At 69.8% G+C, this 26,040-nt stretch carries 17 protein-coding genes; 16 read left to right on the top strand and 1 reads right to left on the bottom strand.

Translation table 11 applies throughout. The features are described 5' to 3' along the window. Positions 1–77 precede the first annotated feature (77 nt). Complete coding sequence (locus GXP76_RS05420; RefSeq protein WP_277993009.1) at positions 78–761, top strand: ATP-dependent Clp protease proteolytic subunit; 684 nt, start codon at positions 78–80, stop codon at positions 759–761. Between the two features lie 154 nt (positions 762–915). Continuing rightward, positions 916–2,208, top strand: a complete 1,293-nt coding sequence (clpX, locus tag GXP76_RS05415) for an ATP-dependent Clp protease ATP-binding subunit ClpX (protein WP_078077342.1) — start codon at positions 916–918, stop codon at positions 2,206–2,208. A gap of 616 nt (positions 2,209–2,824) precedes the next feature. Here the strand turns inward: clpX and GXP76_RS05410 are convergent. Next, complete coding sequence (locus GXP76_RS05410) at positions 2,825–3,775, bottom strand: hypothetical protein (RefSeq protein ID WP_242570259.1); 951 nt, start codon at positions 3,773–3,775, stop codon at positions 2,825–2,827. Between the two features lie 137 nt (positions 3,776–3,912). Between GXP76_RS05410 and GXP76_RS05405 the strand changes: the two genes are divergently transcribed. From GXP76_RS05405 to GXP76_RS05340, 14 genes are all read left to right on the top strand, one after another. Further along, on the top strand, positions 3,913–6,534 hold the full coding sequence (locus tag GXP76_RS05405; protein ID WP_242570258.1) for a valine--tRNA ligase: 2,622 nt from the start codon (positions 3,913–3,915) through the stop codon (positions 6,532–6,534). A gap of 70 nt (positions 6,535–6,604) precedes the next feature. Beyond that, complete coding sequence (locus GXP76_RS05400; RefSeq protein WP_242570257.1) at positions 6,605–8,128, top strand: folylpolyglutamate synthase/dihydrofolate synthase family protein; 1,524 nt, start codon at positions 6,605–6,607, stop codon at positions 8,126–8,128. Between the two features lie 6 nt (positions 8,129–8,134). Continuing rightward, positions 8,135–8,500, top strand: a complete 366-nt coding sequence (locus GXP76_RS05395) for a DUF4233 domain-containing protein (RefSeq protein WP_242570256.1) — start codon at positions 8,135–8,137, stop codon at positions 8,498–8,500. A 103-nt stretch (positions 8,501–8,603) separates the two neighbouring features. Next, positions 8,604–9,014 (top strand): nucleoside-diphosphate kinase, encoded by a 411-nt coding sequence (gene ndk / locus GXP76_RS05390; RefSeq protein ID WP_242570255.1) that lies wholly within the window; start codon positions 8,604–8,606, stop codon positions 9,012–9,014. A 285-nt stretch (positions 9,015–9,299) separates the two neighbouring features. Then, entirely contained in the window at positions 9,300–10,319 is a 1,020-nt protein-coding gene (locus tag GXP76_RS05385) for a rod shape-determining protein (RefSeq protein WP_031231655.1), read from the top strand. A gap of 259 nt (positions 10,320–10,578) precedes the next feature. Continuing rightward, complete coding sequence (mreC, locus tag GXP76_RS05380) at positions 10,579–11,538, top strand: rod shape-determining protein MreC (RefSeq protein ID WP_242570254.1); 960 nt, start codon at positions 10,579–10,581, stop codon at positions 11,536–11,538. 11 nt (positions 11,539–11,549) lie between these two features. Next, positions 11,550–12,215: a rod shape-determining protein MreD gene (mreD, locus tag GXP76_RS05375; RefSeq protein WP_242570253.1), complete on the top strand. Its 666-nt coding sequence runs from the start codon at positions 11,550–11,552 to the stop codon at positions 12,213–12,215. After that, on the top strand, positions 12,212–14,515 hold the full coding sequence (gene mrdA, locus GXP76_RS05370) for a penicillin-binding protein 2 (RefSeq protein WP_242570252.1): 2,304 nt from the start codon (positions 12,212–12,214) through the stop codon (positions 14,513–14,515). Before mreD ends, mrdA begins: the two co-directional genes overlap by 4 nt. A 3-nt stretch (positions 14,516–14,518) precedes the next feature. Continuing rightward, a complete protein-coding gene (gene rodA / locus GXP76_RS05365; protein ID WP_242570251.1) occupies positions 14,519–15,718 on the top strand; it encodes a rod shape-determining protein RodA in 1,200 nt (399 codons plus the stop codon). A gap of 61 nt (positions 15,719–15,779) precedes the next feature. Then, complete coding sequence (locus GXP76_RS05360) at positions 15,780–17,375, top strand: CYTH and CHAD domain-containing protein (RefSeq protein WP_242570250.1); 1,596 nt, start codon at positions 15,780–15,782, stop codon at positions 17,373–17,375. A 104-nt stretch (positions 17,376–17,479) separates the two neighbouring features. Next, positions 17,480–19,408, top strand: a complete 1,929-nt coding sequence (locus GXP76_RS05355) for a TIGR03960 family B12-binding radical SAM protein (RefSeq protein WP_242570249.1) — start codon at positions 17,480–17,482, stop codon at positions 19,406–19,408. A 108-nt stretch (positions 19,409–19,516) separates the two neighbouring features. Then, a complete protein-coding gene (locus GXP76_RS05350; protein ID WP_242570248.1) occupies positions 19,517–20,680 on the top strand; it encodes a hypothetical protein in 1,164 nt (387 codons plus the stop codon). Between the two features lie 131 nt (positions 20,681–20,811). Continuing rightward, the gene (locus tag GXP76_RS05345; RefSeq protein WP_242570247.1) at positions 20,812–21,594 is read left to right on the top strand and encodes a TIGR03936 family radical SAM-associated protein; all 783 of its coding nucleotides are present in this window, start codon (positions 20,812–20,814) and stop codon (positions 21,592–21,594) included. 244 nt (positions 21,595–21,838) lie between these two features. After that, a complete protein-coding gene (locus tag GXP76_RS05340; RefSeq protein WP_242570246.1) occupies positions 21,839–25,888 on the top strand; it encodes an Rne/Rng family ribonuclease in 4,050 nt (1,349 codons plus the stop codon). The last annotated feature ends 152 nt before the right edge of the window (positions 25,889–26,040 follow it).

The raw sequence follows: 26,040 nt of genomic DNA, 5'->3' as shown, positions 1-26,040 counted from the left end.
GCGGGACTTCCAAAACCCGGCCTGGGGCGGAAGTCACGCCCCGGACCGGCCACGTCAGCCCATCGAACGCCACCAGGATGGTGAACACCCACATGAGCAACTACCCCGGCGCCTCTGCGAGCGGCCTCTACACCGGCCCGCAGGTGGACAACCGCTATGTCGTCCCGCGCTTCGTGGAGCGCACGTCGCAGGGCGTGCGCGAGTACGACCCGTACGCGAAGCTGTTCGAGGAGCGCGTGATCTTCCTCGGCGTCCAGATCGACGACGCGTCGGCCAACGACGTCATGGCGCAGCTGCTGTGCCTGGAGTCCATGGACCCCGACCGTGACATCTCGATCTACATCAACAGCCCCGGCGGCTCGATGACGGCCCTCACGGCCATCTACGACACGATGCAGTTCGTGAAGCCGGACATCCAGACGGTCTGCATGGGACAGGCCGCCTCCGCGGCGGCGGTCCTGCTCGCGGCCGGCACGGCGGGCAAGCGCCTGGCCCTGCCGAACGCGCGCGTCCTGATCCACCAGCCGTCCAGCCAGACCGGCCGTGAGCAGCTCTCCGACCTGGAGATCGCGGCCAACGAGATCCTGCGCATGCGCGCGCAGCTGGAGGAGATGCTGGCCAAGCACTCCACGACGCCGATCGAGAAGGTCCGCGACGACATCGAGCGGGACAAGATCCTGACCGCCGAGGACGCTCTGGCGTACGGTCTGGTCGACCAGATCGTCTCGACCCGTAAGACGACGGCGGCGGCAGCGGCCTGACCCGTCCGGTGCCCTTGGCGCGGCCCTGGTGGTCGCACGTACAGCCTCAACCGCGCCAAGGGGGGCCCGAACGGGGGGCCAGGCAAGGTACCGTCGGGTATGAGGCACAGGAGCCGCTGAACCAGGCTGCTCCCAGGCGAAGGGGAAGCACCTCGTGGCACGCATCGGTGATGGCGGCGACTTGCTCAAGTGCTCGTTCTGCGGGAAGAGCCAGAAGCAGGTGAAGAAGCTCATCGCAGGTCCCGGGGTCTACATCTGCGACGAGTGCATCGACCTCTGCAATGAGATCATCGAGGAGGAGCTCGCCGAGACCTCCGAGGTGCGGTGGGAGGAACTGCCCAAGCCGCGGGAGATCTACGAGTTCCTGGAGGGGTACGTCGTCGGGCAGGCGCCCGCGAAGAAGGCCCTCTCGGTAGCGGTGTACAACCACTACAAGCGCGTGCAGGCCGGCGAGAACGGCGGCGCCGGAAGCCGTGACGACGCGATCGAGCTCGCGAAGTCCAACATCCTGCTGCTGGGCCCCACGGGCTCCGGCAAGACACTCCTCGCCCAGACGCTGGCCCGGATGCTGAACGTCCCGTTCGCGATCGCGGACGCGACGGCGCTGACGGAGGCCGGCTATGTCGGCGAGGACGTCGAGAACATTCTGCTGAAGCTGATCCAGGCGGCCGACTACGACGTCAAGAAGGCCGAGACCGGGATCATCTACATCGACGAGATCGACAAGGTCGCCCGCAAGAGCGAGAACCCGTCGATCACCCGTGACGTCTCCGGCGAGGGCGTCCAGCAGGCTCTGCTGAAGATCCTGGAGGGCACGACGGCCTCGGTCCCGCCGCAGGGCGGCCGTAAGCACCCGCACCAGGAGTTCATCCAGATCGACACGACGAACGTGCTGTTCATCGTGGGCGGCGCCTTCGCGGGCCTGGAGAAGATCATCGAGTCACGGGCCGGCGCCAAGGGCATCGGCTTCGGCGCCACGATTCGCTCCAAGCGCGAGATCGAGGAGAGCGACCAGTTCCAGGAGGTCATGCCGGAGGACCTGGTGAAGTTCGGGATGATCCCGGAGTTCATCGGCCGGCTGCCGGTCCTGACCTCGGTGCACAACCTGGACCGTGAGGCGCTCCTCAAGATCCTTGTCGAGCCGCGCAACGCGCTGGTGAAGCAGTACCAGCGTCTCTTCGAACTCGACGGCGTGGAGCTGGACTTCGACCTCCCGGCGCTCGAAGCCATCGCCGACCAGGCGATCCTGCGCGGCACGGGAGCGCGCGGTCTGCGCGCGATTCTCGAAGAGGTCCTGCAGTCGGTGATGTACGAGGTCCCGTCCCGCAAGGACGTGGCCCGTGTGGTCATCACGGCGGACGTCGTGCGCAACAACGTCAACCCCACGCTGGTCCCGCGCGAGCCGCGGATCGTGAAGAACGACGGCCGCCACGAGAAGTCCGCGTAGCGCCGCTCACCCACACCAGGAGGGGCGCCCCGGCCGGTCGAACCGGCCGGGGCGCCCCTCTTCGTGTGCATAAAGCCTTCGGCCGTCTGAAGTCAGCACCGTGAGCTGTTGCGGTTAGGGCACCAAGGTCCGATGACCTCCAGAGTTCCGACTCTGAGGGTCAAGTAGCAGTTAGCCAGATGGCTTGGGGGATCCAGCCAAATGTGATCAAGTTATTGCTCGCTGTGATCGAAAGATGGCATGCTCACGGGGAACTTTCGAACCGAACGAACAGGAGTCTTTCCGTGAAGATTCGACGGCTGGTGGGTGCGGTGTGTGTCGCTGCCGCTGCCACTTTTGTTCCCGTTGCGACCGCCGCGCCAGCGCAAGCCGACTCGATAGACTGCATGGTGTACCTGGAAGATACGGGCATATACACCGTTGGTGAGAGGCTGATGGCGGCTTGTAGAGGCCAGACCGCTTGGACGCAGCCGCTCTGCATCTCCACCATGATTAAGATTGGTGTTCGACCGAACCATGCCAGCGAGGCGTGTCGCCTAGCCGGACGACCGTAAGCGGAGGGGTGCCGACCAATCGAGTTGGTCGGCACCCCTTTGCTACGCATGCTGCCTACGCGTCAGAGCTTGACGCGAACGTCGTTGCGCAGCTTGGCAGTTGTGCTCGCGGCATCTTCGAGGGAGCTGGCCTTGCCTGTGATTGCGGTCGCCATGTCGATCGGCATCGTGAAGCCCAGAGTGCTGTAGTCGCCCCAGATGCAGATCGGGAAGTTCATCTCGGACGGCCCTTCGCCCTCCGGCAGCTTCATCTTGCCCGACTGGCACTTCAGGATGGCGCCGTCGAGGCCCGCAGGCTCGAAGGACTCGGCGTCTCCCTCGAATGTGGGTGTGTCACCGCCTTCTTCTTTGGCGGCCTGCGACTTGAGGTAGTTGAACATCGCGTCCACGGCCTTCTCCGGGTCGTCGATCTCACCATAGACGCCACCGAACTGGATCAGCTTCTGGGCCAGCGGGTTGTCTTCCGAGCCCGCTTGGTAGGCAGCACTGACGTCCTTGGGGTTGGTCACGCCCCACTTCTCGGCGTCCTTGAGGTCGTCTTTAGTCATGCCACCGGTGTCGCCCTCACCCTCCCCCTTCTTGTACTCGCCGCCGATCACCGTCGCGGGCGTGGTCAGCTTGTGCGGACCGTCGTCGGCGACGTCGCTGCTGCCTCCGCCCACCAGGAAGTACGCCCCACCACCGATCACGGCGAGTGCCACGACGACCGAGGCGATGATCAGGCCGGTCTTCTTCTTGGGAGCACCACCCTGCGGCGGCGGGAACCCCGGGGCTCCGCCGTACGGGGGCTGCTGCGGCTGCTGCCCGTACGGGCCCGGCTGCTGCGGCTGGCCGTAACCCTGCTGCGGGACTCCCTGCGGCGCCTGCTGCGGATACCCGTAACCGGGCTGCCCCTGCGGCTGCTGCTGCGGGTAGCCGTAGCCGGGCTGGCCCTGCGGCGGCTGCTGTCCGTACGGTCCGGGCTGGCCCTGCGGCTGCTGCCCACCGTACGGGCCCGGCTGGTTGTAACTCATGTGCTCTGTCCCCTCCAGATATTTATGCGTTCCCGACATCCTGACTGAAGGACCGGAGACATGGACCATCGGGGGGCGCACCGTTACCGAACTATCCCGTTTCAGTGCGGAGCTGTGACGGCTCTAAACTGTCCACCGTGACCGAGAACTCTCAAGCGCAGCCCGCAGCCAACCCTGAACTGCCGACCCAGTACGCGCCGGCCGAGGTGGAGGGGAAGCTGTACGAGCGCTGGGTGGAACGCGGCTATTTCGAGGCTGACGAGAAGAGCGGCAAGCCCCCGTACACGATCGTCATCCCGCCGCCGAACGTCACCGGCAGCCTGCATCTCGGGCACGCCTTCGAGCACACGATCATCGACGCCCTGACGCGCCGTAAGCGCATGCAGGGGTACGAGACGCTGTGGCAGCCCGGCATGGACCACGCCGGTATCGCCACGCAGAACGTCGTCGAGCGGGAGCTGGCGAAGGAGGGCAAGTCCCGGCACGACCTGGGGCGCGAGGCGTTCGTCGAGCGCGTCTGGCAGTGGAAGGAGGAGTCCGGCGGCCAGATCTCCGGGCAGATGCGGCGCCTCGGCGACGGCGTCGCCTGGTCCCGTGAGCGGTTCACGATGGACGACGGGCTCTCCGCCGCCGTCCAGACCATCTTCAAGCGGCTCTTCGACGACGGGCTGATCTACCGCGCCGAGCGCATCATCAACTGGTGCCCGCGCTGTCTCACCGCCATCTCCGACATCGAGGTCGAGTACCAGGACGACGACGGCGAGTTGGTCTCCATCAAGTACGGGGACGGGGACGAGACGCTCGTCGTCGCCACCACCCGCGCCGAGACGATGCTGGGTGACACCGCCGTCGCCGTCCACCCCGACGACGAGCGTTACGCGCACCTGGTCGGCAGGCGGATCAAACTGCCGCTGACCGACCGGACGATCCCGGTCGTCGCGGACACCCACGTCGACCCCGAGTTCGGCACGGGCGCCGTCAAGGTCACGCCCGCGCACGACCCGAACGACTTCGAGATCGGCCGCCGCCACGACCTGCCGAACGTCACGGTCATGGACGAGCGGGCCGTGATCACGACCCCCGGTCCCTTCCAGGGACTCGACCGCTACGAGGCCCGCTCCGCCATCGTCGCCGCGCTCCGCGCCGAGGGCCGGATCGTCGCCGAGAAGCGGCCGTACGTCCACTCCGTGGGCCACTGCTCGCGCTGCAAGACGACCGTCGAGCCCCGTCTCTCGCTCCAGTGGTGGGTCAAGGTCGAAACGCTCGCCAAGGAGGCCGGTGACGCAGTCCGTGACGGCCGCGTCACGATCCACCCCAAGGAGATGGAGTCCCGCTACTTCGCGTGGATCGACAACCTCAACGACTGGAACATCTCACGGCAGTTGTGGTGGGGCCACCGGATCCCGGTCTGGCACGGCCCGAACGGCGAGACCGTCTGTGTCGGCCCGAACGACGAGCCGCCGACCGGTGAGGGCTGGCACCAGGACACGGACGTCCTGGACACCTGGTTCTCGTCCGGGCTGTGGCCGTTCTCCACCCTCGGCTGGCCCGAACAGACCCCGAGCCTGGAGAAGTTCTATCCGAACTCGGTCCTGGTCACCGGCTACGACATCCTCTTCTTCTGGGTCGCCCGGATGATGATGTTCGGTCTGTACGCGATGGACGGCACACCGCCCTTCCACACCATCGCGCTGCACGGCATGGTCCGCGACGAACACGGCAAGAAGATGTCGAAGACCTTCGGCAATGTCGTCAACCCGCTGGACTGGATGGACAAGTACGGCGCGGACGCGGTCCGCTTCACCCTCGCCCGAGGCGCGAACCCCGGTGTCGACGTGCCCATCGGCGAGGACTGGGTCCAGGGCTCGCGGAACTTCGCCAACAAGGTCTGGAACGCGACCCGTTTCGCCATGATGAACGGTGCGACGGTCGAGGGCCCGCTGCCCGACGCCGAGCGGATGTCCGCCACGGACCGCTGGATCCTCTCGCGGCTGAACGAGACCGTCGCCCAGGTCGACGCCCTCTACGAGGACTACCAGTTCGCGAAGCTCAGCGACGCCCTCTTCCACTTCGCGTGGGACGAGGTCTTCGACTGGTACGTCGAGCTGTCCAAGACGACGTTCTTCGCGGGCGGCGAGCAGGCAGGCGTCTCCGGACGGGTCCTCGGCGAGGTCCTGGACGTCACCCTGCGTCTGCTGCACCCGATCGTCCCCTTCGTCACCGAGACGCTGTGGACCACGCTGACCGGCAAGGAGTCGGTGGTCGTCGCCGACTGGCCGGCCGACTCCGGCTTCCGGGACCCGGCCGCCGAGCGTGAGATCGAGCACCTCCAGCAGGTCGTCACCGAGGTCCGCCGGTTCCGCGCCGACCAGGGCCTCCAGTCGGGCCAGAAGGTCCCCGGACGGCTCGACCTGTCCGCGACGCCGCTGGCCGCGCACGAGGCGGCCATCCGGCAGGTGCTGCGTCTCCAGGCGGCGGGCGAGGGCTTCCACGCCACCGCGACCCTGCCGGTCGCGGGTGCGACGGTCGAACTCGACCTGTCCGGCACGATCGACGTCGAGGCGGAGCGCAAGCGGCTGACGAAGGACCGGGACGCCGCCGAGAAGGAGAAGCAGCAGGCCGTGGCCAAGCTCGGCAACGAGGCGTTCCTGGCCAAGGCGCCGGACAACGTGGTCGACAAGATCCGTGGCCGGCTGTCCAAGGCGGAGGCGGACATCGAGCGCATCACGGCGCAGCTCACGGCGCTCCCGGAGAGCTGAGACCGGGGCCCGTACCGGGTCGGCGGGGCGGGGCGGCGAACGTGTCGTACCCGCTCCGTAGACTGGTCGTGTGAGCGAGCAGCAGCCCGACCAGCCAGACCAGCCCGGCGAGTACGACGACGATTTCGACGACATCGTCCACGCCGAGACATCCCGCGACCCCGACCTCGCCGTCATCGAGGCCGGGAGCCGCACGCTGCGCGCCCAGGCGGGCCCCCCGCAGGGTGACGGCGTCCCGGCCCGGCCCGCCGACCCCGAGGTCGACAGGGCGCTGCGCGCCGTCGAGCAGGAGCTGGCCGGGCGGTGGGGCGAGACGAAGCTGGAGCCGTCGGTCAGGCGCATCGAGGCGCTGATGGACGTGCTCGGGGACCCCCAGCGGGCATATCCCTCGATCCACCTCACCGGCACCAACGGCAAGACGTCCACGGCCCGCATGATCGAGGCGCTGCTCGGCGCCTTCGATCTGCGCACCGGCCGCTACACCAGCCCGCACGTCTCCTCGGTCACCGAGCGGATCAGCCTCGACGGCGAACCGATCTCCCCGGAGAGGTTCATCGAGACGTACGGAGACATCAAGCCGTACGTCGACATGGTGGACGGCGCGCAGGAGTACCGGCTCTCCTTCTTCGAGGTGCTCACCGGCATGGCGTACGCGGCCTTCGCGGACGCGCCGGTGGACGCCGCGGTGGTCGAGGTGGGCATGGGCGGCACCTGGGACGCGACGAACGTGATCGACGCCACCGTCGCCGTCGTCACCCCCATCGACCTGGACCACACCGACCGGCTCGGCTCCACACCGGGCGAGATCGCCGTGGAGAAGGCCGGGATCATCAAGCGGGGCGCGACGGTCGTCCTGGCGCAGCAGCCCGTGGACGCGGCGCAGGTGATGCTCAAGAAGGCCGTCGACGTGGACGCCACGGTGGCGCGCGAGGGCATGGAGTTCGGCATCGTCTCCCGCGAGGTCGCGGTCGGCGGGCAGATGCTGACGCTGCGCGGCCTCGGCGGTGAGTACGAGCAGATCTTCCTCCCCCTGCACGGCGCCCATCAGGCGCACAACGCGGTGGTGGCGCTGGCGGCCGTCGAGGCGTTCTTCGGGGTCGGCGCCGAACACGCCCGCCCGATGGACCTGGAGACGGTGCGCGCGGCGTTCGCCTCCGTGGTCTCGCCGGGCCGTCTGGAGGTCGTACGGCGCTCGCCGACGGTCGTCCTGGACGCGGCGCACAATCCGGCGGGGGCCCGGGCCGCCGCCGCGGCGGTCGGTGAGGCGTTCGGCTTCAGCAGACTGATCGGGGTGGTCGGCGCGAGCGCCGGCAAGGACGTCCGCGGGCTTCTCGAAGCCCTGGAACCGGTCTTCGCGGAGATCGTCGTCACGGAGAACTCCAGCGACCGTGCGATGGGCGCGGACGAACTGGCGGCCGTCGCGGTCGAGCTGTTCGGCGACGAGCGCGTACAGGTCGAGCCGCGGCTGGACGACGCGCTGGAGGCGGCGATCACCCTCGCCGAGGAGGGTGACGAGTACGCGGGCGCCGGGGTGCTGGTGACCGGTTCGGTGATCACGGTCGGCGAGGCCCGGCTGCTTCTGGGAAAGGGCTGATTCCGCATGCGTACGCTCTGCGCGTCGACGCTGATCGGCGAGTTCTTCGTGATCGGCTTCGCCGGGCTCGTCGCCATGAAGTCGGACGACCACTCGATGACGACGGTGTGGACGGTCTGCGGCGCCGCGATGCTGCTGTCCCTGCTGCTGTGCGGCATGATCACCAGGCCGGGCGGGGTCCAGCTCGGCTGGGCGTTCCAGGTCGCGCTGATCGCGGGCGGTTTCGTGGTGCCGGCGATGTTCTTCCTGGGGGTGCTCTTCGGAGGGCTGTGGTGGGCCTCGGTCCACTTCGGGCGCAAGATCGACACGGCGAAGGCGCGATGGGCCGAGCAGGCCGCCGCGCAGCCGTCGGCGGAGCCGGGGACGACCTGAGGGTTTGTACCCGTACCGGGTACGGCACGGCCCCCGCGCACCTGTAGCCTCACACCACTTCACCCGTTTGCCCGCAGCGAATGCCCGCAAGGAGCCGCACACCATGACCCAGCGCACTCTCGTCCTCCTCAAGCCGGACGCAGTCCGCCGCTCTTTGGTGGGAGAGATCATCGGCCGTATCGAGCGCAAGGCCGGCTGGAGCATCACCGCGCTGGAGCTGCGTACGCTCGACGACAGCACGCTGGAGCAGCACTACGGCGAGCACAAGGGCCGTCCCTTCTACGAGCCGCTGATCGAGTTCATGGCGTCCGGCCCGGTCGTCGCGCTGGTCGTCGAGGGCGAGCGCGTCATCGAGGGCGTACGGGCCCTGGCGGGCCCCACTGACCCGATCGCCGCAGCGCCGGGGTCCATTCGGGGGGACTTCGGAACCATTGTCCGGGAGAACCTGATCCACGCTTCGGACTCCGAGGAGTCCGCCATTCGGGAACTGAAACTTTTCTTTCCCGAGCACTGAAAGACACCCCTTACGCTGGTCTTTCCTGACCACACGTCAGCCATACAGCGCTGAGCGCGCCTGCGGCGACCGACGGAATTCGGCCACCCCCGGCATATGCGGAGCCAGATCGGGAACGCATGGCTTCGACACATCGTCACCTTTATATGAGGTGGATCTACCGCGCCGCGTCGGTACAGGCGGCACTACGATGGAAGCCTCCTCGCCACAGCATCCACCTCGCCATCCTGAAAAGCCGTCAATGCTCTATTTGGGAAGGCCAGACGCATCCTCATGGGGAACAAGATGTCGTTCATCGGCCGTGACATGGCTGTCGACCTCGGGACCGCCAACACGCTGGTGTACGTCAGGGGTCGGGGGATCGTGCTCAACGAGCCGTCCGTCGTCGCCATCAACACCAACACGGGCGGCATTCTCGCGGTCGGCGCCGAAGCGAAGAAGATGATCGGCCGGACACCGGGCAACATCGTTGCCGTCCGGCCGCTGAAGGACGGCGTGATCGCCGACTTCGAGATCACCGAACGCATGTTGCGCTACTTCATTCTCAAGATCCACAAGCGTCGCTATCTGGCCCGTCCGCGGGTCGTCGTCTGTGTGCCCTCGGGCATCACGGGAGTCGAGCGGCGCGCCGTCATCGAGGCGTCCACCCAGGCGGGCGCCCGTCAGGTGCACATCATCGAAGAGCCCATGGCCGCCGCCATCGGTTCGGGCCTTCCCGTCCACGAGGCCACCGGCAACATGGTCGTGGACATCGGCGGCGGCACCACCGAGGTCGCGGTGATCTCGCTCGGCGGGATCGTCACCGCCCAGTCGATCCGGGTCGCCGGTGACGAGCTGGACAACGCGATCATCCAGCACATCAAGAAGGAGTACTCGCTCCTCCTCGGTGAGCGGACCGCCGAACAGATCAAGATCACCATCGGTTCGGCCTACGACCTCGACAAGGACGAGCACACCGAGATCCGCGGCCGCGACCTGGTGTCGGGGCTGCCGAAGACCGTCGTCATCTCGGCCGCCGAGGTCCGCAAGGCCATCGAGGAGCCGGTCAACGCCATCGTCGACGCGGTGAAGACGACGCTCGACAAGTGTCCGCCGGAGCTCTCCGGCGACGTGATGGACCGCGGCATCGTCCTCACCGGCGGCGGCGCACTGCTGCGCGGCCTCGACGAGCGCCTGCGCCGTGAGACCGGCATGCCCATCCACATCGCCGAGGACCCGCTGGATTCGGTGGCTCTCGGCTCCGGCAAGTGCGTCGAGGAGTTCGAGGCGCTCCAGCAGGTACTGGACGCCTCACCGCGCAGGTGACCGATCGCCGCCCGGCCTGATCCGCGGATCACGAGGCAGAGCATGAAACAGATCATGAAAAGGGCGAATATCCCCCGGGCCCCAACGGGCCCGGGGGACACCCCATATGGAACGCTGACGTCCCCGCCGGTGGATCGTTGATATACAGACAAGACCAATCCGATGCGCCAATTGCGACGAATCCCTTCCCGGTGATTCCCGCGATTCGCGCGAAACTTTCCGACGAGGCATTCCAACGAGGAAGGCACGGCCGCCGCACGTGAGGGACACACGAGAGAGCCGGCTGCTCCTGGTGCTGCTGATCGCCATCGCGTTCGCACTGATCACGGTGGATATCCGCGGGGGAGAGGCGTCACCCGTCGACAGTGCCCGGCAGGCCGCGGCCACGGTCTTCGGACCCGTGCAGAACGGTGTCGCCAAAGCCGTCGACCCGGTCGGCAACGCCATCGGCGCCGTACGGGACTCCGGTGGGCGGCACGACCGTGTGACCGCCCTGGAGCGGGAGAACGCGGCGCTCAAACAGAGGCTCGGCAGCGACGACCGCAACCGCAGCCGGGTGAGAGAGCTGGACAAGCTCCTCAAGACCGCGGGCGCCGGCCAGTACGGCATAAAGGCCGCCGAGGTCATCGCCATAGGAGCGGCCCAGGGCTTCTCCTGGACCGTCACCATCGACGCGGGCGCCGCCGACGGCGTCAAGCGCGACATGACCGTACTGAACGGCGACGGGCTCGTCGGCCGCGTGACCACCGTCGGGCCGAACACCGCGACCGTACTGCTCGCCAACGACCCGGACTTCACCGTCGGCACCCGGATGGAGAAGTCCGACGAACTGGGCTTCGCCACCGGCCAGGGCGACCAGCCGTTCAACGTCCAACTCCTCAACGGCAAGGCCAAGGTGAAGAACGGCGACCGGCTGGTCACGTTCGGCTCCAGCAAGGACCGGCCGTTCGTACCCGGAGTGCCCGTCGGCCAGGTCGTACGCGTCGACCCCGCCGCCGGCGGCCTCACGCGCGACATCTACGTCCGCCCGTACGTCGGCTTCAGCAAGCTCGACATCGTCGGCGTCGTCGTCCAGGCACCCCGCGACGACCCGCGCGACATGGTCCTGCCGAAGAAGCCCGCCAAGCCCAAGCCCACACCGACCGTCACCGTCACGGTGACCCCGTCGCCGAACGGCCAGGCCGCCCCGGGCGACGGCCAGGTCAACGAGCAGGAGTAGAGCTGATCCCCATGCGCTTCAACCGGACGCTGCTCTCCATCACCCTGGTCGTGGTCGCGCTGGTCGTCCAGGTCTCCGTACTCGCCCGTCTCCAACTCCCCGGAGCCGTACCCGATCTGCTGCTACTCGTCGTCGTCGCGCTCGCCCTCGTGTACGGGCACACCAGCGGCGCGGTCATCGGCTTCGGCGCCGGGCTCCTCGCCGACCTCGCACCGCCCGCCGACCACGCCGCCGGACGCTACGCGCTGGTGCTCTGCCTGATCGGTTACCTCGCCGGACTCGCCAAGCCCGACACCGGCCAACTGCGCACCGCGCTCGGCCCGATGGTCGTCGTGGTCGGCGCGGCCGTCACCACCACCCTGCTGTACGCGGGAGTCGGCGCTCTCGTCGGTGACACCGCCGCGCGCCATGTCGGTCTGACCAACCTGGTCGTCACGGCGGCCATCTACGACCTGCTGCTCGCCCCGTTCACCGTGCCGCTGATCATGGCCCTGGCCAGACGCGCGGAGAACGATCCGCTCGCCGAGAAGTCCAGCGGCGGCAGCGACGTCGCCTCCGGCTGGCTGGCGGCGGGGACCGGACTGAAGATCGGGAACCAGCGCGGCGGACTGCGGCTGAAGACGGCCCGCTCCCGCGCGGCGCGGGCCGGACGGATCAAGGGGGTCAAACGACTGTGAGCAACATTCCGGAGACCGGACGGACACCGCGGGTCCAGATCCGGCTCGTCGTCATCCAGGTGCTGGTCTTCTCACTCCTGCTGACGCTCGGCGGACGGCTCTGGTACCTCCAGGTCCGCAACGGCGCCGAGTACACGGACGAGGCCAAGAACAACCATGTGCAGCAGGTCGTCCAGCCCGCCGTCCGGGGCTCCATCCTCGACTCGCAGGGCGTGCCGCTCGCCGACAACGAGACCCGTCTCGTCGTCTCCGCCAGCCGCACCGAACTGATGAAGATGAAGGACGGCGGGGGAGCGGTCCTCACCCGCCTGGCCGGCGTCCTCGGCATGAAGCCCAAGGACGTCCACGACAAGGTCAGGCTCTGCGACAACAAGACGCCGCAGCCCTGCTGGAACGGCTCGCCCTACCAGCCGATCCCCGTCACCGACGAGGCCACCACCCAGCAGGCGCTCCAGATCCGTGAGCGCGCAGAGGACTTCCCCGGCATCACCGCGGAGCCGACCGCCGTGCGCCGCTACGCCGCGCCCGCCAAGGCCAACACCGCCCAGGTGCTGGGTTATCTCTCGCCGGTCACCGACGAGGAGATCACCAAGGCGCAGGACACCGACTCGCCGTTCCTGCGCTCCGACCAGGTCGGCCGCTCCGGTCTGGAGCGCACGTACGACAAGTACCTGCGCGGTGACGCGGGCGTCACCCGCTACGAGGTCGACAACCTCGGCCGGGTCATCGGCCAGGCCAGGAGCGACCAGGCCGAGCCCGGCTCCAACATCATCACCTCCATCGACGCGCGCGTGCAGGCCGTCGCCGAGTACGAGCTCGACGAGGCGATGAAGGCGGCGCGCAAGGAGATGGACCGCAACACCAACGAGAACTACAAGGCCGACGCGGGCGCCGTGGTCGTCCTGGAGTCCAAGACCGGCCGCGTCGTCTCGATGGCCTCCCAGCCGACGTACGACCCCAACGCCTGGGTCGGCGGGATCTCCGCGAAGGACTACTCCAAGCTCACCAGCAAGAAGTCCAACTTCCCGCTGCTGAACCGCGGGATCCAGTCGCAGGCCGCCCCCGGATCGATCTTCAAGGTCATCTCCTCGACCGCGGCGGTCAAGGCCGGTTACGACTTCGACGGCAGCTACCCGTGCCCCAGTTCGTACTCCATCGGCAACCAGGTCTTCAAGAACTTCGAGTCCCAGGGCTACGGCAACATCGACCTCGGCCGCGCCCTGGAGGTCTCCTGCGACACCGTCTTCTACGGGCTCGCGCACAAGGAGTGGCAGAAGGACGGCGGCAACAAGCCCAAGAAGGGCGCCAACGACTACTTCTACACGACCGCCAAGGAGTTCGGTCTCGCCAAGGAGACCGGGATCGACCTCCCCAACGAGACCGCGGGCCGCATCCCGGACCGCCAGTGGAAGCAGAACTTCTGGGAGGCCAACAAGGACGGCTGGTGCAAGCAGGGCAAGAAGGGCGGCACCTACGTCGAGCAACTGGCCTACGAGGGCTGCCTCGAAGGCAACCGGATGCGCGCCGGTGACGCGGTCAACTACTCGATCGGCCAGGGCGACACACTCGTCACCCCGATCCAGATGGCCACCATCTACTCGGCGATCGCCAACGGCGGCACGATGTACACCCCGAGCGTCGGCAAGGCGATCGTCAGCCCCGACGGCAAGAGCGTCGAGGAGATCAAGCCCCAGTCGCACGGCAAGCTGCCGGTCGACCGCAAGCTGCGCGACCAGCTGGACAAGGCCCTCGCGGGAGTGGCGACGTCCGGTTCGGCCGCCTGGCGGTTCGGCGGCTGGCCGCAGGACAAGATCCCGATGCACGCCAAGACGGGTACGGCCGAGGTCTACGGCAAGCAGACGACCTCGTGGTTCGCCTCGTACACCGAGGACTACACGATCGTCATGACGATCTCCCAGGGTGGTACGGGCTCCGGAGCATCGGGCCCCGCCGTCCGCAAGATCTACGAGGCGATGTACGGCCTCGACGCGAAGGGCGGGCAGAACCTCAAGAAGGCCCTGCTGCCCGAGCCGCGCAAGTCGCTGCCCAAGATCCAGCCCGACGGCTCGATCGACGCGCCGCCCGTCAAGCCGTACGTGCCGGACAAGACGCCGCTGGACGGCAACGAGATCGCACCGGCCGGTGACAACAACGGACAGGTGCCGCAGACGCCCGGCGACGCGAGCCAGGCGCCCGGCACCGGCCGGGCACCGGACGACGCAGGGCAGGTCCCGGCCGATCCGGGGCAGGCGCCGGACGACAACGGACCACTCGCGGGGCCGCCCGCGCGGAGGGACTGACCCATGGCCGGCACAGGCGGTTTCTCCGTCTCCGGATACGGTCCCGAGCGCGGGCTCTGGGCGACGCTCGCCGCGCGTGACTCGATGGCGCGCAGGCTGGACTGGCCGCTGATGTTCTCCGCGGTCGCGCTCTCGGCGGTCGGGTCGCTGCTGGTCTGGTCGGCGACCCGCAACCGTACGGATCTCAACCAGGGCGATCCGTATCACTTCTTCTTCCGCCACATACTGAACACCGGTATCGGGCTGGCCCTGATGATCGGCACGATCTGGCTCGGCCACCGCACCCTGCGCGGCGCGGTGCCGGTCCTCTACGGCGTCTCCGTCGCGCTCGTGCTGCTCGTCCTCACCCCGCTCGGCGCCACCATCAACGGCGCGCACGCCTGGATCGTGCTCGGCGGCGGCTTCACCCTCCAGCCCTCGGAGTTCGTGAAGATCACGATCATCCTGGGCATGGCGATGCTGCTCGCGGCCAGAGTCGACGCGGGTGATCAGGTCCATCCGGACCATCGGACGGTCGCCAAGTCCCTGGGGCTCGCGGTCGTCCCGATCCTGGTCGTCATGATGATGCCGGACCTCGGCTCGGTCATGGTCATGGCGGTGATCGTGCTCGGCGTCCTGCTCGCCTCCGGGGCCTCCAACCGGTGGATCTTCGGGCTCGTCGGTGCCGGGGTCGCGGGCGCCGTCGCGGTCGCCGCCCTCGGAGTGCTCGACGAGTACCAGATCAACCGCTTCGCCGCCTTCGCCAACCCGGAGCTCGACCCGGCGGGCGTCGGCTACAACACCAACCAGGCGCGGATCGCGATCGGTTCGGGCGGACTCACCGGCACCGGCCTCTTCAAGGGCTCCCAGACCACCGGGCAGTTCGTCCCCGAGCAGCAGACCGACTTCGTCTTCACCGTCGCGGGCGAGGAACTGGGCTTCCTCGGCGCCGGGCTGATCCTGCTGCTGCTCGGTGTGGTGCTGTGGCGCGCCTGCCGGATCGCCCGTGAGACGACGGAGCTGTACGGGACGATCGTGGCGGCCGGGATCATCGCCTGGTTCGCCTTCCAGTCCTTCGAGAACGTGGGGATGACGCTCGGCATCATGCCCGTGGCGGGGCTGCCGCTGCCGTTCGTCTCCTACGGAGGCACCTCGATGTTCGCGGTCTGGATCGCGGTCGGGCTGCTCCAGTCGATCAGGGTGCAGCGGCCCATGTCGGCGTGATCCGCCCGTTCGGCGTCGCGGGGGCTGCCACTCGGCGGCCCCTGCGACTACGTTTGTGAAGATGGCGGACACAAAGCGAGAGATCGAACGCAAGTACGAACTCCCGGTGCGGCCGGACGGTGGCGACAGCGGCTCGCGGCCCGACGGCCCTTCTCCTCTGCCGGACCTCACCAAGGTCCGCGCCGTCTCGGCCGTCTCGGCCCGGGGCGTCACCGAACTGGACGCCGTCTATCACGACACGCCGGACCTCCGGCTGACCGCCGGCTCTCTCACCCTGCGGCGCCGCACCGGCGGCGCCGACGAGGGCTGGCACCTCAAGTTCCCCGTCGGGGACGGCGTCCGTGACGAGATCCAGGCACCGCTCTCCGACACCCTCCCGGACGAACTCGCGGCGCTGGTGCGCTCACGGGTCCGCGGCGCCGAACTGACCCCCGTCGTACGGCTGCGGACCTCCCGCGACACCAGCCTGCTGGTCGACGAGGCGGGCCGGACGCTCGCCGAGGTGGCCGTCGACACCGTCCGCGCCGAACGGCGGCCCGCGGGGGCTCATACCGGCACCGGGACCGCCGAGTGGACCGAGATCGAGGTCGAGCTGGCCGACGACGGCGACCCGGCGCTGCTCGACGCCGTGGAGAAGGTCCTCCGCAAGGCGGGAATGCGCCCGGCGTCCGCCGGGTCCAAGCTCGCCAGGGCCCTCGCCGAGACGGCGCCGGCCACCACGAAGGGGGCCGGGCCGGGCAAGCGGGCCCCTGCCGCCTCGAAGCGCGCGCCCGTCACCGCCGGGGACCATGTGCTGGCCTATGTGCGCGAGCAGGCCGAGGCGATCGTCTCCTACGACCCGGCCGTCCGCCGCGACCTGCCCGACTCGGTGCACCAACTGCGGGTCGCCACCCGCAGGATGCGTTCCGCGTTCCGCACGTACAAGAAAGTGCTCGACCGCGACGCCACCCGGCCCATCGGCGCCGAGCTGAAATGGCTCGCCGGGGAGCTGGGCGTCGACCGGGACCAGGAGGTCCTCGCCGAGCGGCTCACGGCGGGCGTCGACGCGCACGACACGACCCTGTTGCTCGGCCCCGTGCACGCCCGGCTGCGGATCTGGGACGCCGCGGGCCGCACCGACGCGCGGACCAGGACGCTCGCCGTCCTCGACAGCGCGCGCTATCTGCGCCTGCTGGAGTCGGTGGCGGCACTGCTCGCCGATCCGCCCCTGCTGGACGCGGCCCACCGGAAACCGGCCAAGGTGCTGCCCCGGGCGGTCGTCAAGGACTACGACCGGCTCGCGGGCCGCGTCGATCACGCGCTGGGACTCGCGCCGGGGGAGGAGCGCGACCTGGCGCTGCACGACGCCCGCAAGGCCGCCAAGCGTGCCCGCTACGCCGCCGACGCGGCCGAGCCCGCCCTCGGCAAGCCCGCGAAGCGCTTCTCGAAGCGGATGAAGGCCGTGCAGAGCGTGCTCGGCGACCACCAGGACAGCGTGGTGGCCCGCGACACCCTGCGCGATCTCGCGGTCCAGGCCCACGCGGCCGGCGAGTCCGCCTTCACCTGGGGGCTGCTGTACGGCGAGGAGGAGTCGCGGGCGGCGGACCGGGAGCGCGAACTGCCGCGAATCTGGCGGAAGTCGGCGAAGCGGAAGCTGCGCACGGCGCTCTTCGACTGAGCACCGGCGTGCGCCCCGCGAGCGGCACCGCTCGCGGGGTCGGGGGCGGGCTGCCGTCAAGGTAGCCTGGATGGTCACCCCGTCAGCCCACGAAAGTCGCCGTGATGTCTGCTGTTGAGTCGGTCTTCCCACAGCTCGAAGCTCTGCTCCCGCATGTGCAGAAGCCGATCCAATACGTCGGCGGTGAGCTCAACTCCACCGTCAAGGACTGGGACGCGTGCGACGTCCGCTGGGCGCTGATGTACCCCGACGCGTACGAGGTCGGGCTGCCCAACCAGGGCGTCATGATCCTCTACGAGGTGCTCAACGAGCGCGAGGGCGTCCTCGCGGAGCGCACGTACAGCGTCTGGCCGGACCTCGAAGCGCTGATGCGCGAGCACCGGGTCCCGCAGTTCACGGTGGACGCGCACCGCCCCGTCTCGGCCTTCGACGTCTTCGGGCTCTCCTTCTCCACCGAACTCGGCTACACCAACATGCTCACGGCGCTCGATCTGGCCGGGATCCCGCTCAACGCGGCCGACCGCACCGTCGACCACCCGATCGTGCTCGCGGGCGGCCACGCGGCGTTCAACCCCGAGCCGATCGCCGAGTTCATCGACTGCGCCGTCATCGGCGACGGCGAGCAGGCCGTCCTGAAGATCACCGAGATCGTCCGGGCCTGGAAGGCCGAGGGCCGGACCGGTGGCCGCGAGGAGCTGCTGCTGCGGCTCGCGAAGACCGGCGGGGTGTACGTCCCCGGCTTCTACGACGTCGAGTACCTGGCCGACGGCCGTATCGCCCGCACCGTCCCCAACCGCTCCGGCGTCCCGTGGCGGGTCTCCAAGCACACCGTCATGGACCTGGACGAGTGGCCGTACCCGAAGCAGCCGCTCGTACCGCTGGCCGAGACCGTGCACGAGCGGATGTCCGTCGAGATCTTCCGCGGCTGCACGCGCGGCTGCCGCTTCTGCCAGGCCGGCATGATCACGCGGCCCGTCCGGGAGCGCAGCATCACCGGCATCGGCGAGATGGTCGACAAGGGGCTCAAGGCGACCGGCTTCGAGGAGGTCGGCCTGCTGTCGCTGTCCTCCGCCGACCACAGTGAGATCGCCGACGTCGCCAAGGGCCTCGCCGACCGCTACGAGGAGGAGAAGATCGGTCTCTCCCTCCCGTCCACCCGCGTCGACGCCTTCAACGTCGACCTCGCCAACGAGCTGACGCGCAACGGCCGGCGCTCCGGCCTCACCTTCGCCCCCGAGGGCGGCTCCGAGCGGCTGCGCAAGGTCATCAACAAGATGGTCTCGGAGGAGGACCTGATCCGGACGGTCTCCACCGCGTACGGCAACGGCTGGCGCCAGGTGAAGCTCTACTTCATGTGCGGGCTGCCGACGGAGACCGACGAGGACGTCCTGCAGATCGGCGACATGGCCGTCAAGGTCATCGCCGAGGGCCGCAAGGTCTCCGGCCAGAACGACATCCGCTGCACCGTCTCCATCGGCGGATTCGTGCCCAAGCCGCACACCCCGTTCCAGTGGGCGCCGCAGCTGAGCGTCGAGGAGACCGACGAGCGCCTGCTGAAGCTCCGCGACAAGATCCGCGCGGACAAGAAGTACGGCCGCTCGATCGGCTTCCGTTACCACGACGGCAAGCCCGGCATCGTCGAGGGCCTGCTCTCGCGCGGCGACCGCCGGGTGGGTTCGGTCATCCGCGCGGTCTACGAGGACGGCGGCCGGTTCGACGGCTGGCGTGAGCACTTCAGCTACGACCGCTGGATGGCGAGCGCCGAGAAGACGCTGCCCGAGTTCGGCCTGGACGTCGACTGGTACACCACGCGCGAGCGCACGTACGAGGAGGTCCTGCCCTGGGACCACCTGGACTCCGGTCTCGACAAGGACTGGCTCTGGGAGGACTGGCAGGACGCCCTCGACGAGACCGAGGTCGAGGACTGCCGCTGGACGCCGTGCTTCGACTGTGGCGTGTGCCCCCAGCTCGACCTCGACATCCAGGTCGGCCCGACGGGCAAGAAGCTGCTGCCGCTGACGGTCGTGAAGTAGGGCCCCGAAACGCGGCACGGCGTTCGTGCCCGGTCTCGAATCGGGCACGAACGCCGTCCCGTGCCCGGATCCGGGATCCGGGCGGGCGCCGGGGGCGTCATGGGGGGCATGGATCTGGACAAGAGGCCGGCGCCGCCGGCACCCGAGCGGTACGAGCCGGGCGACGGCTGTCTGACCACCGCCATCCGGATTCCGGTGCGGATCGTCGTCCTGGTTCTCGTCGTCCCGGTGCGGATGGTCTGGGATCTGCTCGCCGCCGGGGCGCGGGCGCTGCACCGCTCGGTGTTCCGGCCGCTCGGACGGGGCATCGGCGTCCTCTGCTCGTGGGTGTACGAGACGTTGCTCGCCCCGCTCGGGCGTGCGCTGGGCGTGGTGCTGGGGTGGGTGTTCCGGGCGTTGTTCGTGTGGCCGTGGGTGGCGCTGTGGCGGTATGTGCTGGTGCCGGTGGTGTACTACGGGCTCGTCGTGCCGGTGGTCTGGCTGTATGCGAGCGTCCTGACTCCGATCGGCCACGGCGTCGCCCACGTCTGCTCATGGGTGTACGAGACGTTGCTCACGCCGACCGGACATGTGCTGGGCGTGGTGCTGGGGTGGGTGTTCCGGGCGTTGTTCGTGTGGCCGTGGGTGGCGCTGTGGCGGTATGTGCTGGTGCCGGTGGTCTACTACGGGCTCGTCGTACCGGTCGTATGGCTGTACCGGTACGTGCTCACCCCGATCGGCCACGGCACCCTCTGGTCGCTCACCTGGCTCGGCAGGGGCATCGCGCTGACCGCCGTCGGTATCCGGACCGCGCTCGTATGGCTCGTCGTCACCCTGCTGATCACCCCGCTCGGCTGGTTCTTCCGCGCGGTCCTCACCCCCGTCGGCCGGGAGATCGCCGCCGCCTTCGGCGTCGCCTGGCGGATCGCCGGACAGATCTCCCGGGCCGTGGGCCGTGCGCTGAAATGGCTGGCCCGGATCCTGATCGGGCAGCCCGTGAGCTGGTTCTACCGCTCCGTCTGCACCCCGGTCGGCCACATCCTGCGCGACAGTGTCTGGGCCCCGGCCAGGAAAGCCGCCGCCGAGACCGGCCGGGCCGTCCGCGGCGCGCTGCGCTCCGCCCGGGAAACGGTCCGGCAGGCCCGCCGCGACGCGTGGCGCGCGCTGGTCGGCGCTCCCCGCCCGGCCGAGCCTGTGGCGGCGCCGGTCGACGGGGCGCGTACGCTGGGTAGTACAACAACCGTCCCCGGCGCGGTACCCGCACCCGAGATCTCCCTGCGCAAGCAGGTGTGAGCCGGGGTTCCGGGGCCGACCGCCCGGTCGGCCGCGCGTTTTCGAGGGTGTGCGCCACCGCGCGCACCCCGCACCGAGGAGAAGAACCACTGGGCAAGCGACAGCCCGAAGGCCCACCGCCCGCGCCGGCGGTGCAGCGCATCCGACTGCGTTACACCAAGCGTGGCCGCCTCCGGTTCACCAGCCACCGCGATTTCCAGCGCGCCTTCGAGCGGGCACTGCGCCGCGCCGACGTCCCCATGGCGTACTCGGCCGGATTCACCCCGCACCCGAAGGTGAGTTACGCCAATGCCGCACCCACCGGCACGGGCAGCGAGGCCGAGTACCTGGAGATCGCCCTCGCGGCGCCCCGCGACCCGGACACACTGCGCGAGCTGCTCGACGAGTCACTGCCCACCGGGCTCGACATCGTCGACGCCGTCGAGGCCCGTACATCGGGCCTCGCCGACCGGCTGACCGCCTCGGAGTGGGAGCTGCGGCTCGACGGGGTGGAGCACGAACAGGCCGAGCGCGCCGTGACCGCCTTCCTCGCCGCCGAGGTGGTGGAGGTCGAGCGGCGCGCGAAGAACGGCCTGCGCACCTTCGACGCCCGGGAAGCCGTCGTCGACCTGCGGACGCTTCCTCCACAGGCCGATGGTCCGCGGGGCGAGCGCTGTGCGATACTGCGGCTGGTTGTTCGGCACGTGACACCCGCCGTACGACCCGACGACGTCCTTTCCGGTCTCCGAGCTGTGGCCGACCTGGCGCCGCCGGTCCCCGCAGCGGTGACCAGGCTGGCGCAGGGGCTCTTCGACGAGGAGTCCGGAACGGTGACCGACCCGCTCGCGCCCGACCGCGAGGCAGTCACGGCAGGCCTGTCCACGGCCGCCGGACCCGCCGCCGCGAAGGCGCCGGAAGGTGCAGGTTCCGCGTAGGGACGGTTGTTGTAGCGCTGCCCTCGAAACCGCCTCGGGAGCCACCTGGGCCGGGCGGCGCGCTGACCACGAAGACTTTCGCCAGGCCGTACCTGCGAACGCGTAGGTACGGAACCGGCGACTCAGACATAAGAGCTCCTGTGCGGCGCCCGCGCCCCGGACGGCGGCATTCGCGCACTGGCGCGAGCCGCGGCCGGACCGGATCCGGCGTGGCGCCCGGGAGCGTGACGGGAGAACCCCCCGCATGTCCCAGAACGAGCCCGGTACGAACCGGGAGACCGAAGAAGAACTGAGCAGTCCCAGCGACACGCTGCCGCCGCGCCGCAGGCGCCGCGCCGCGTCGCGACCGGCGGGGCCGCCCGCCGCAGCGGCCGAGGCCGCCGACGTGACACAGGACGCGGCCGAGCCCGTGGCCGACGAGGCCGCGCCGCCGCGCGCCCGCCGCCGCGCCACCCGTAAGGCCACCGCCGCTCCCGTGGAGATCGTGGCCGAGCCCGCTCCCGAGGTCGCCGCTGCCGAGACGCTCGCCGAGCCGGTGGCCGCCGCCGACGAGGCCGCGCCGCCGCGTGCCCGCCGCCGCGCGACCCGTAAGGTCGCCGCTCCCGCCGAGACCGCCGCCGAACCGGTCGTCGAGCCCGTTGTCGAGGCCGCCGCTCCCGCCGCCGTCGCCTCCCCGGAGCCCGCCGCCGAGCCCGTGGCCGACGAGGCCGCGCCGCCGCGTGCGCGCCGTCGCGCGACCCGTAAGGTCGCCGCTCCCGCCGAGAGCGTGCCGGAGCAGGTCGCCGAGACCGCTCCCGAGCCCGTCGCCGAGCCGGTGGCCGCCGCCGACGAGGCCGCGCCGCCGCGCGCCCGCCGCCGGGCGACCCGGAAGGTGACCGCACCGGCCACCGCCCCCGCCTCCGCCGAGGCGGACGACGAGACCACGCAGGGCGAGACGCTGCCCGCGAACACCGTCACGCAGATCGCCGCCGACGAGGAGCGGGTCGAGGCCGCCGAGAAGGCCGCGACCCGTGGCCGTACGCGCCGCAGGGCCGGCGGTTCGCCGGAGCTCACCGCGGAGCCGAAGGCCGAGTCCGGGACGGAGCCCGCGCCCGAGCCGAAGACCGAGTCGAAGGCCGAGCCCCGGAGCAGGAAGGCCGAGCAGCGCAACGGCTCCGCCCCCGCCGCCGCGAAGGACAGCGAGACCGACGCGCCCGAGCGGTCGCGCCGGCGCGCCAACCGGCCCGCCGTGGCCGTCTTCCAGGCGCCCGTCTTCGCCGAGCCGATGTTCCAGACCCCCGAGACGGCCGCCGCGATGGCCGCCGCCGGTGGTGACGTCGAGGACGACGAGGACCTCGACATCGAGGACGAGACGACGGCCGAGCCCGCGCCCGCTCCCGAGCCCTCGGGCCGCCGCCGGCGCCGCCGCCGCGGTGAGCCCGCCGAAGCGGTCGAGCCCGCTCCCGCCGCCGCCGAGCGCGACGCCGACGACGAGCCCGACACGGAGCAGTCCGCCGAGGGCGACGAGTCCGACGCGGACGAGTCCGACGACTACGACCGTCCGTCGCGCCGCCGCCGCAGGGGTGGCCGCCGCCGTCGCCGCGGCGAGTCCGCCGAGACCGACGAGCAGCCGGACGAGCAGTCCGACGACGCGTCCGAGGAGCGGAACCGGGAGCGTGGCAAGAAGCAGGTCTCCCCGGAGGACGCCGACACCGCTGTCGAGGGTGACCTGGACGAGCAGGACGACGACGACTCCGCCGGTCAGTCGGGCGGGGGGAGCAGCAGCAGCCGCCGGCGTCGCCGCAGGCGCCGTCGCAGCGGCGACGGTGGCTCCGACACCGAGAACAACGGCGTGGACGACCCGGAGCGTACGGTCGTCAAGGTCCGCGAGCCGCGTGAACGCCGTACGAAGGACACCGAGCCCGGCACCGGCGTGGACGAGGTCCAGTCCATCAAGGGCTCGACCCGTCTCGAAGCGAAGAAGCAGCGCCGCCGCGAGGGGCGCGAGCAGGGCCGCCGCCGCGTGCCGATCATCACCGAGGCGGAGTTCCTGGCGCGCCGCGAGGCCGTCGAGCGTGTGATGGTCGTCCGGCAGAGCGGCGAGCGCACCCAGATCGGCGTCCTCGAGGACGACGTGCTCGTCGAGCACTACGTCAACAAGGAGCAGGCCACCAGCTACGTCGGCAACGTCTACCTGGGCAAGGTGCAGAACGTACTGCCGTCCATGGAGGCCGCCTTCGTGGACATCGGCAAGGGACGCAACGCCGTCCTGTACGCCGGTGAGGTCAACTTCGAGGCGCTGGGCATGGCCAACGGTCCGCGCCGTATCGAGACCGCGCTCAAGTCCGGCCAGTCGGTCCTCGTCCAGGTGACGAAGGACCCGATCGGCCACAAGGGCGCGCGTCTCACCAGCCAGGTCTCGCTGCCCGGCCGTTACCTCGTGTACGTCCCCGAGGGCTCGATGACCGGCATCAGCCGCAAGCTCCCGGACACCGAGCGGGCGCGGCTGAAGACCATCCTGAAGAAGATCGTCCCCGAGGACGCGGGCGTCATCGTCCGTACGGCCGCCGAGGGCGCGAGCGAGGACGAGCTGCGCCGCGACGTCGAGCGCCTCCAGTCGCAGTGGGAGGACATCCAGAAGAAGGCGAAGAGCGGCAACGCCCCGACCCTTCTCTACGGTGAGCCCGACATGACCGTCCGGGTCGTGCGCGACATCTTCAACGAGGACTTCACCAAGGTCATCGTCAGCGGTGACGAGGCGTGGCAGACCATCCACGGTTACGTGGCGCACGTGGCGCCCGACCTGTCCGACCGGCTGAACCGGTGGACGAGCGAGGTCGACGTCTTCGCCTCCTACCGGATCGACGAGCAGCTGATGAAGGCGCTGGACCGCAAGGTCTGGCTGCCGAGCGGTGGCTCGCTGGTGATCGACAAGACCGAGGCCATGATCGTGGTCGACGTCAACACCGGGAAGTTCACGGGTCAGGGCGGCAACCTCGAAGAGACCGTCACGAGGAACAACCTGGAGGCGGCCGAGGAGATCGTGCGTCAGCTGCGGCTGCGCGACCTCGGCGGCATCGTCGTCATCGACTTCATCGACATGGTCCTCGAATCGAACCGGGACCTGGTGCTGCGGCGACTGCTGGAGTGCCTGGGCCGGGACCGTACGAAGCATCAGGTCGCCGAAGTGACGTCGCTGGGCCTGGTCCAGATGACCCGTAAGCGGGTCGGCCAGGGTCTGCTGGAGTCGTTCTCCGAGACCTGTGTCCACTGCAACGGGCGCGGCGTGATCGTCCACATGGAGCAGCCGACCAGCTCCGGTGGCGGTGGCAACGGCGCCGGTGGCGGCAGCGGCAAGCGCGCGAAGAAGCGGCGCGGCGGGTCCGGCGCGGACCACGACCACAGCCACGACCACGACCACGAGACGGCCGAGGGGCCGGCGGACTCGGAGACCGAGTCCGAGGCCGAGGTGGCGGCGGAGGCCGCCGCCCCGGTCGCGCTGCCCGCGCCGGAGTTCGTGCCGGACGAGGAGCTGTACAGCAGCGTCGCGGAGGCCGAGACGGCCGCCCGTGGCGGGCGTTCGCGCCGCCGGGCCTCACGCAAGGCGTCGGCTCCGGCCGGTTCGCCGCGTTCGGCCGAGCCGGAGCAGAAGGTCCGGGCCGACGAGCCGGCGGAGGTGCCCGTCCCGGTCGCCTCGTCCGTGCCGGTGGCCGAGCCCGAGGAGATCGTGGAGGAGGCGGCCCCGCAGGGCCGTACCCGTCGCCGGGCCACCCGCAAGGCGTCGGCTCCGGCCGGTTCGCCGAAGGCGGCCGCGTCCGACGAGGCCACCGAGCAGACGGCCGAGGTCGTCGTCGAGCAGCCGGCGGCGCCCGTCGCGGCGGAGCCGGAGGCCGTACAGGCCGAGCCCGCCGGCGACACGCCCGAGGCGGCGCCGCCCCGGGCACGTCGCAGGGCGACCCGTAAGGCGTCGGCCCCGGCCGGTTCGCCGGCGGGTGCCGAGGAGGCGGCGGTCCTCGTGGTGGATTCGGCGCCGGAGCCCGCGACGGTCTCCGCGGAATCGGCCGATTCCGCGGGACACGCCGATCGGTCCGACGGCGACGACAATGCGGAATCCTCCGCTCCGGCCAAGAAGGCGGCTCGAAAGACCGCCAAGAAGGCCCCGGCCAAGAAGGCGGCGGCGAAGAAGACGGCCGCCAAGAAGACCGCCGCGAAGAAGACCACCACCAAGAAGGCGGCCACGAAGTCCGTGACCAAGAAGACATCGGCGGCCGAGCAGCCGACGGCCCCGGCCGTGTCGGTCCCCACGGATGGCTGAGCCGTTGAGCTGAACACTTGGTGACAACCGGTTGAACGACCCGTGCCCGTCTCTGGGAATCCAGTGACGGGCACGGGCTCTTTTGTTTCGGAATTGATGCGATTGGCGGTTAACAGCGCCGAAATTCGGTCGGAAATCCCTGATAATGTGAC

It is taken from the genome of Streptomyces sp. NP-1717 (assembly GCF_022695985.1).
Taxonomy (GTDB): Bacteria; Actinomycetota; Actinomycetes; order Streptomycetales; family Streptomycetaceae; genus Streptomyces.
This window is presented reverse-complemented; position numbering and strand designations above follow the sequence as displayed.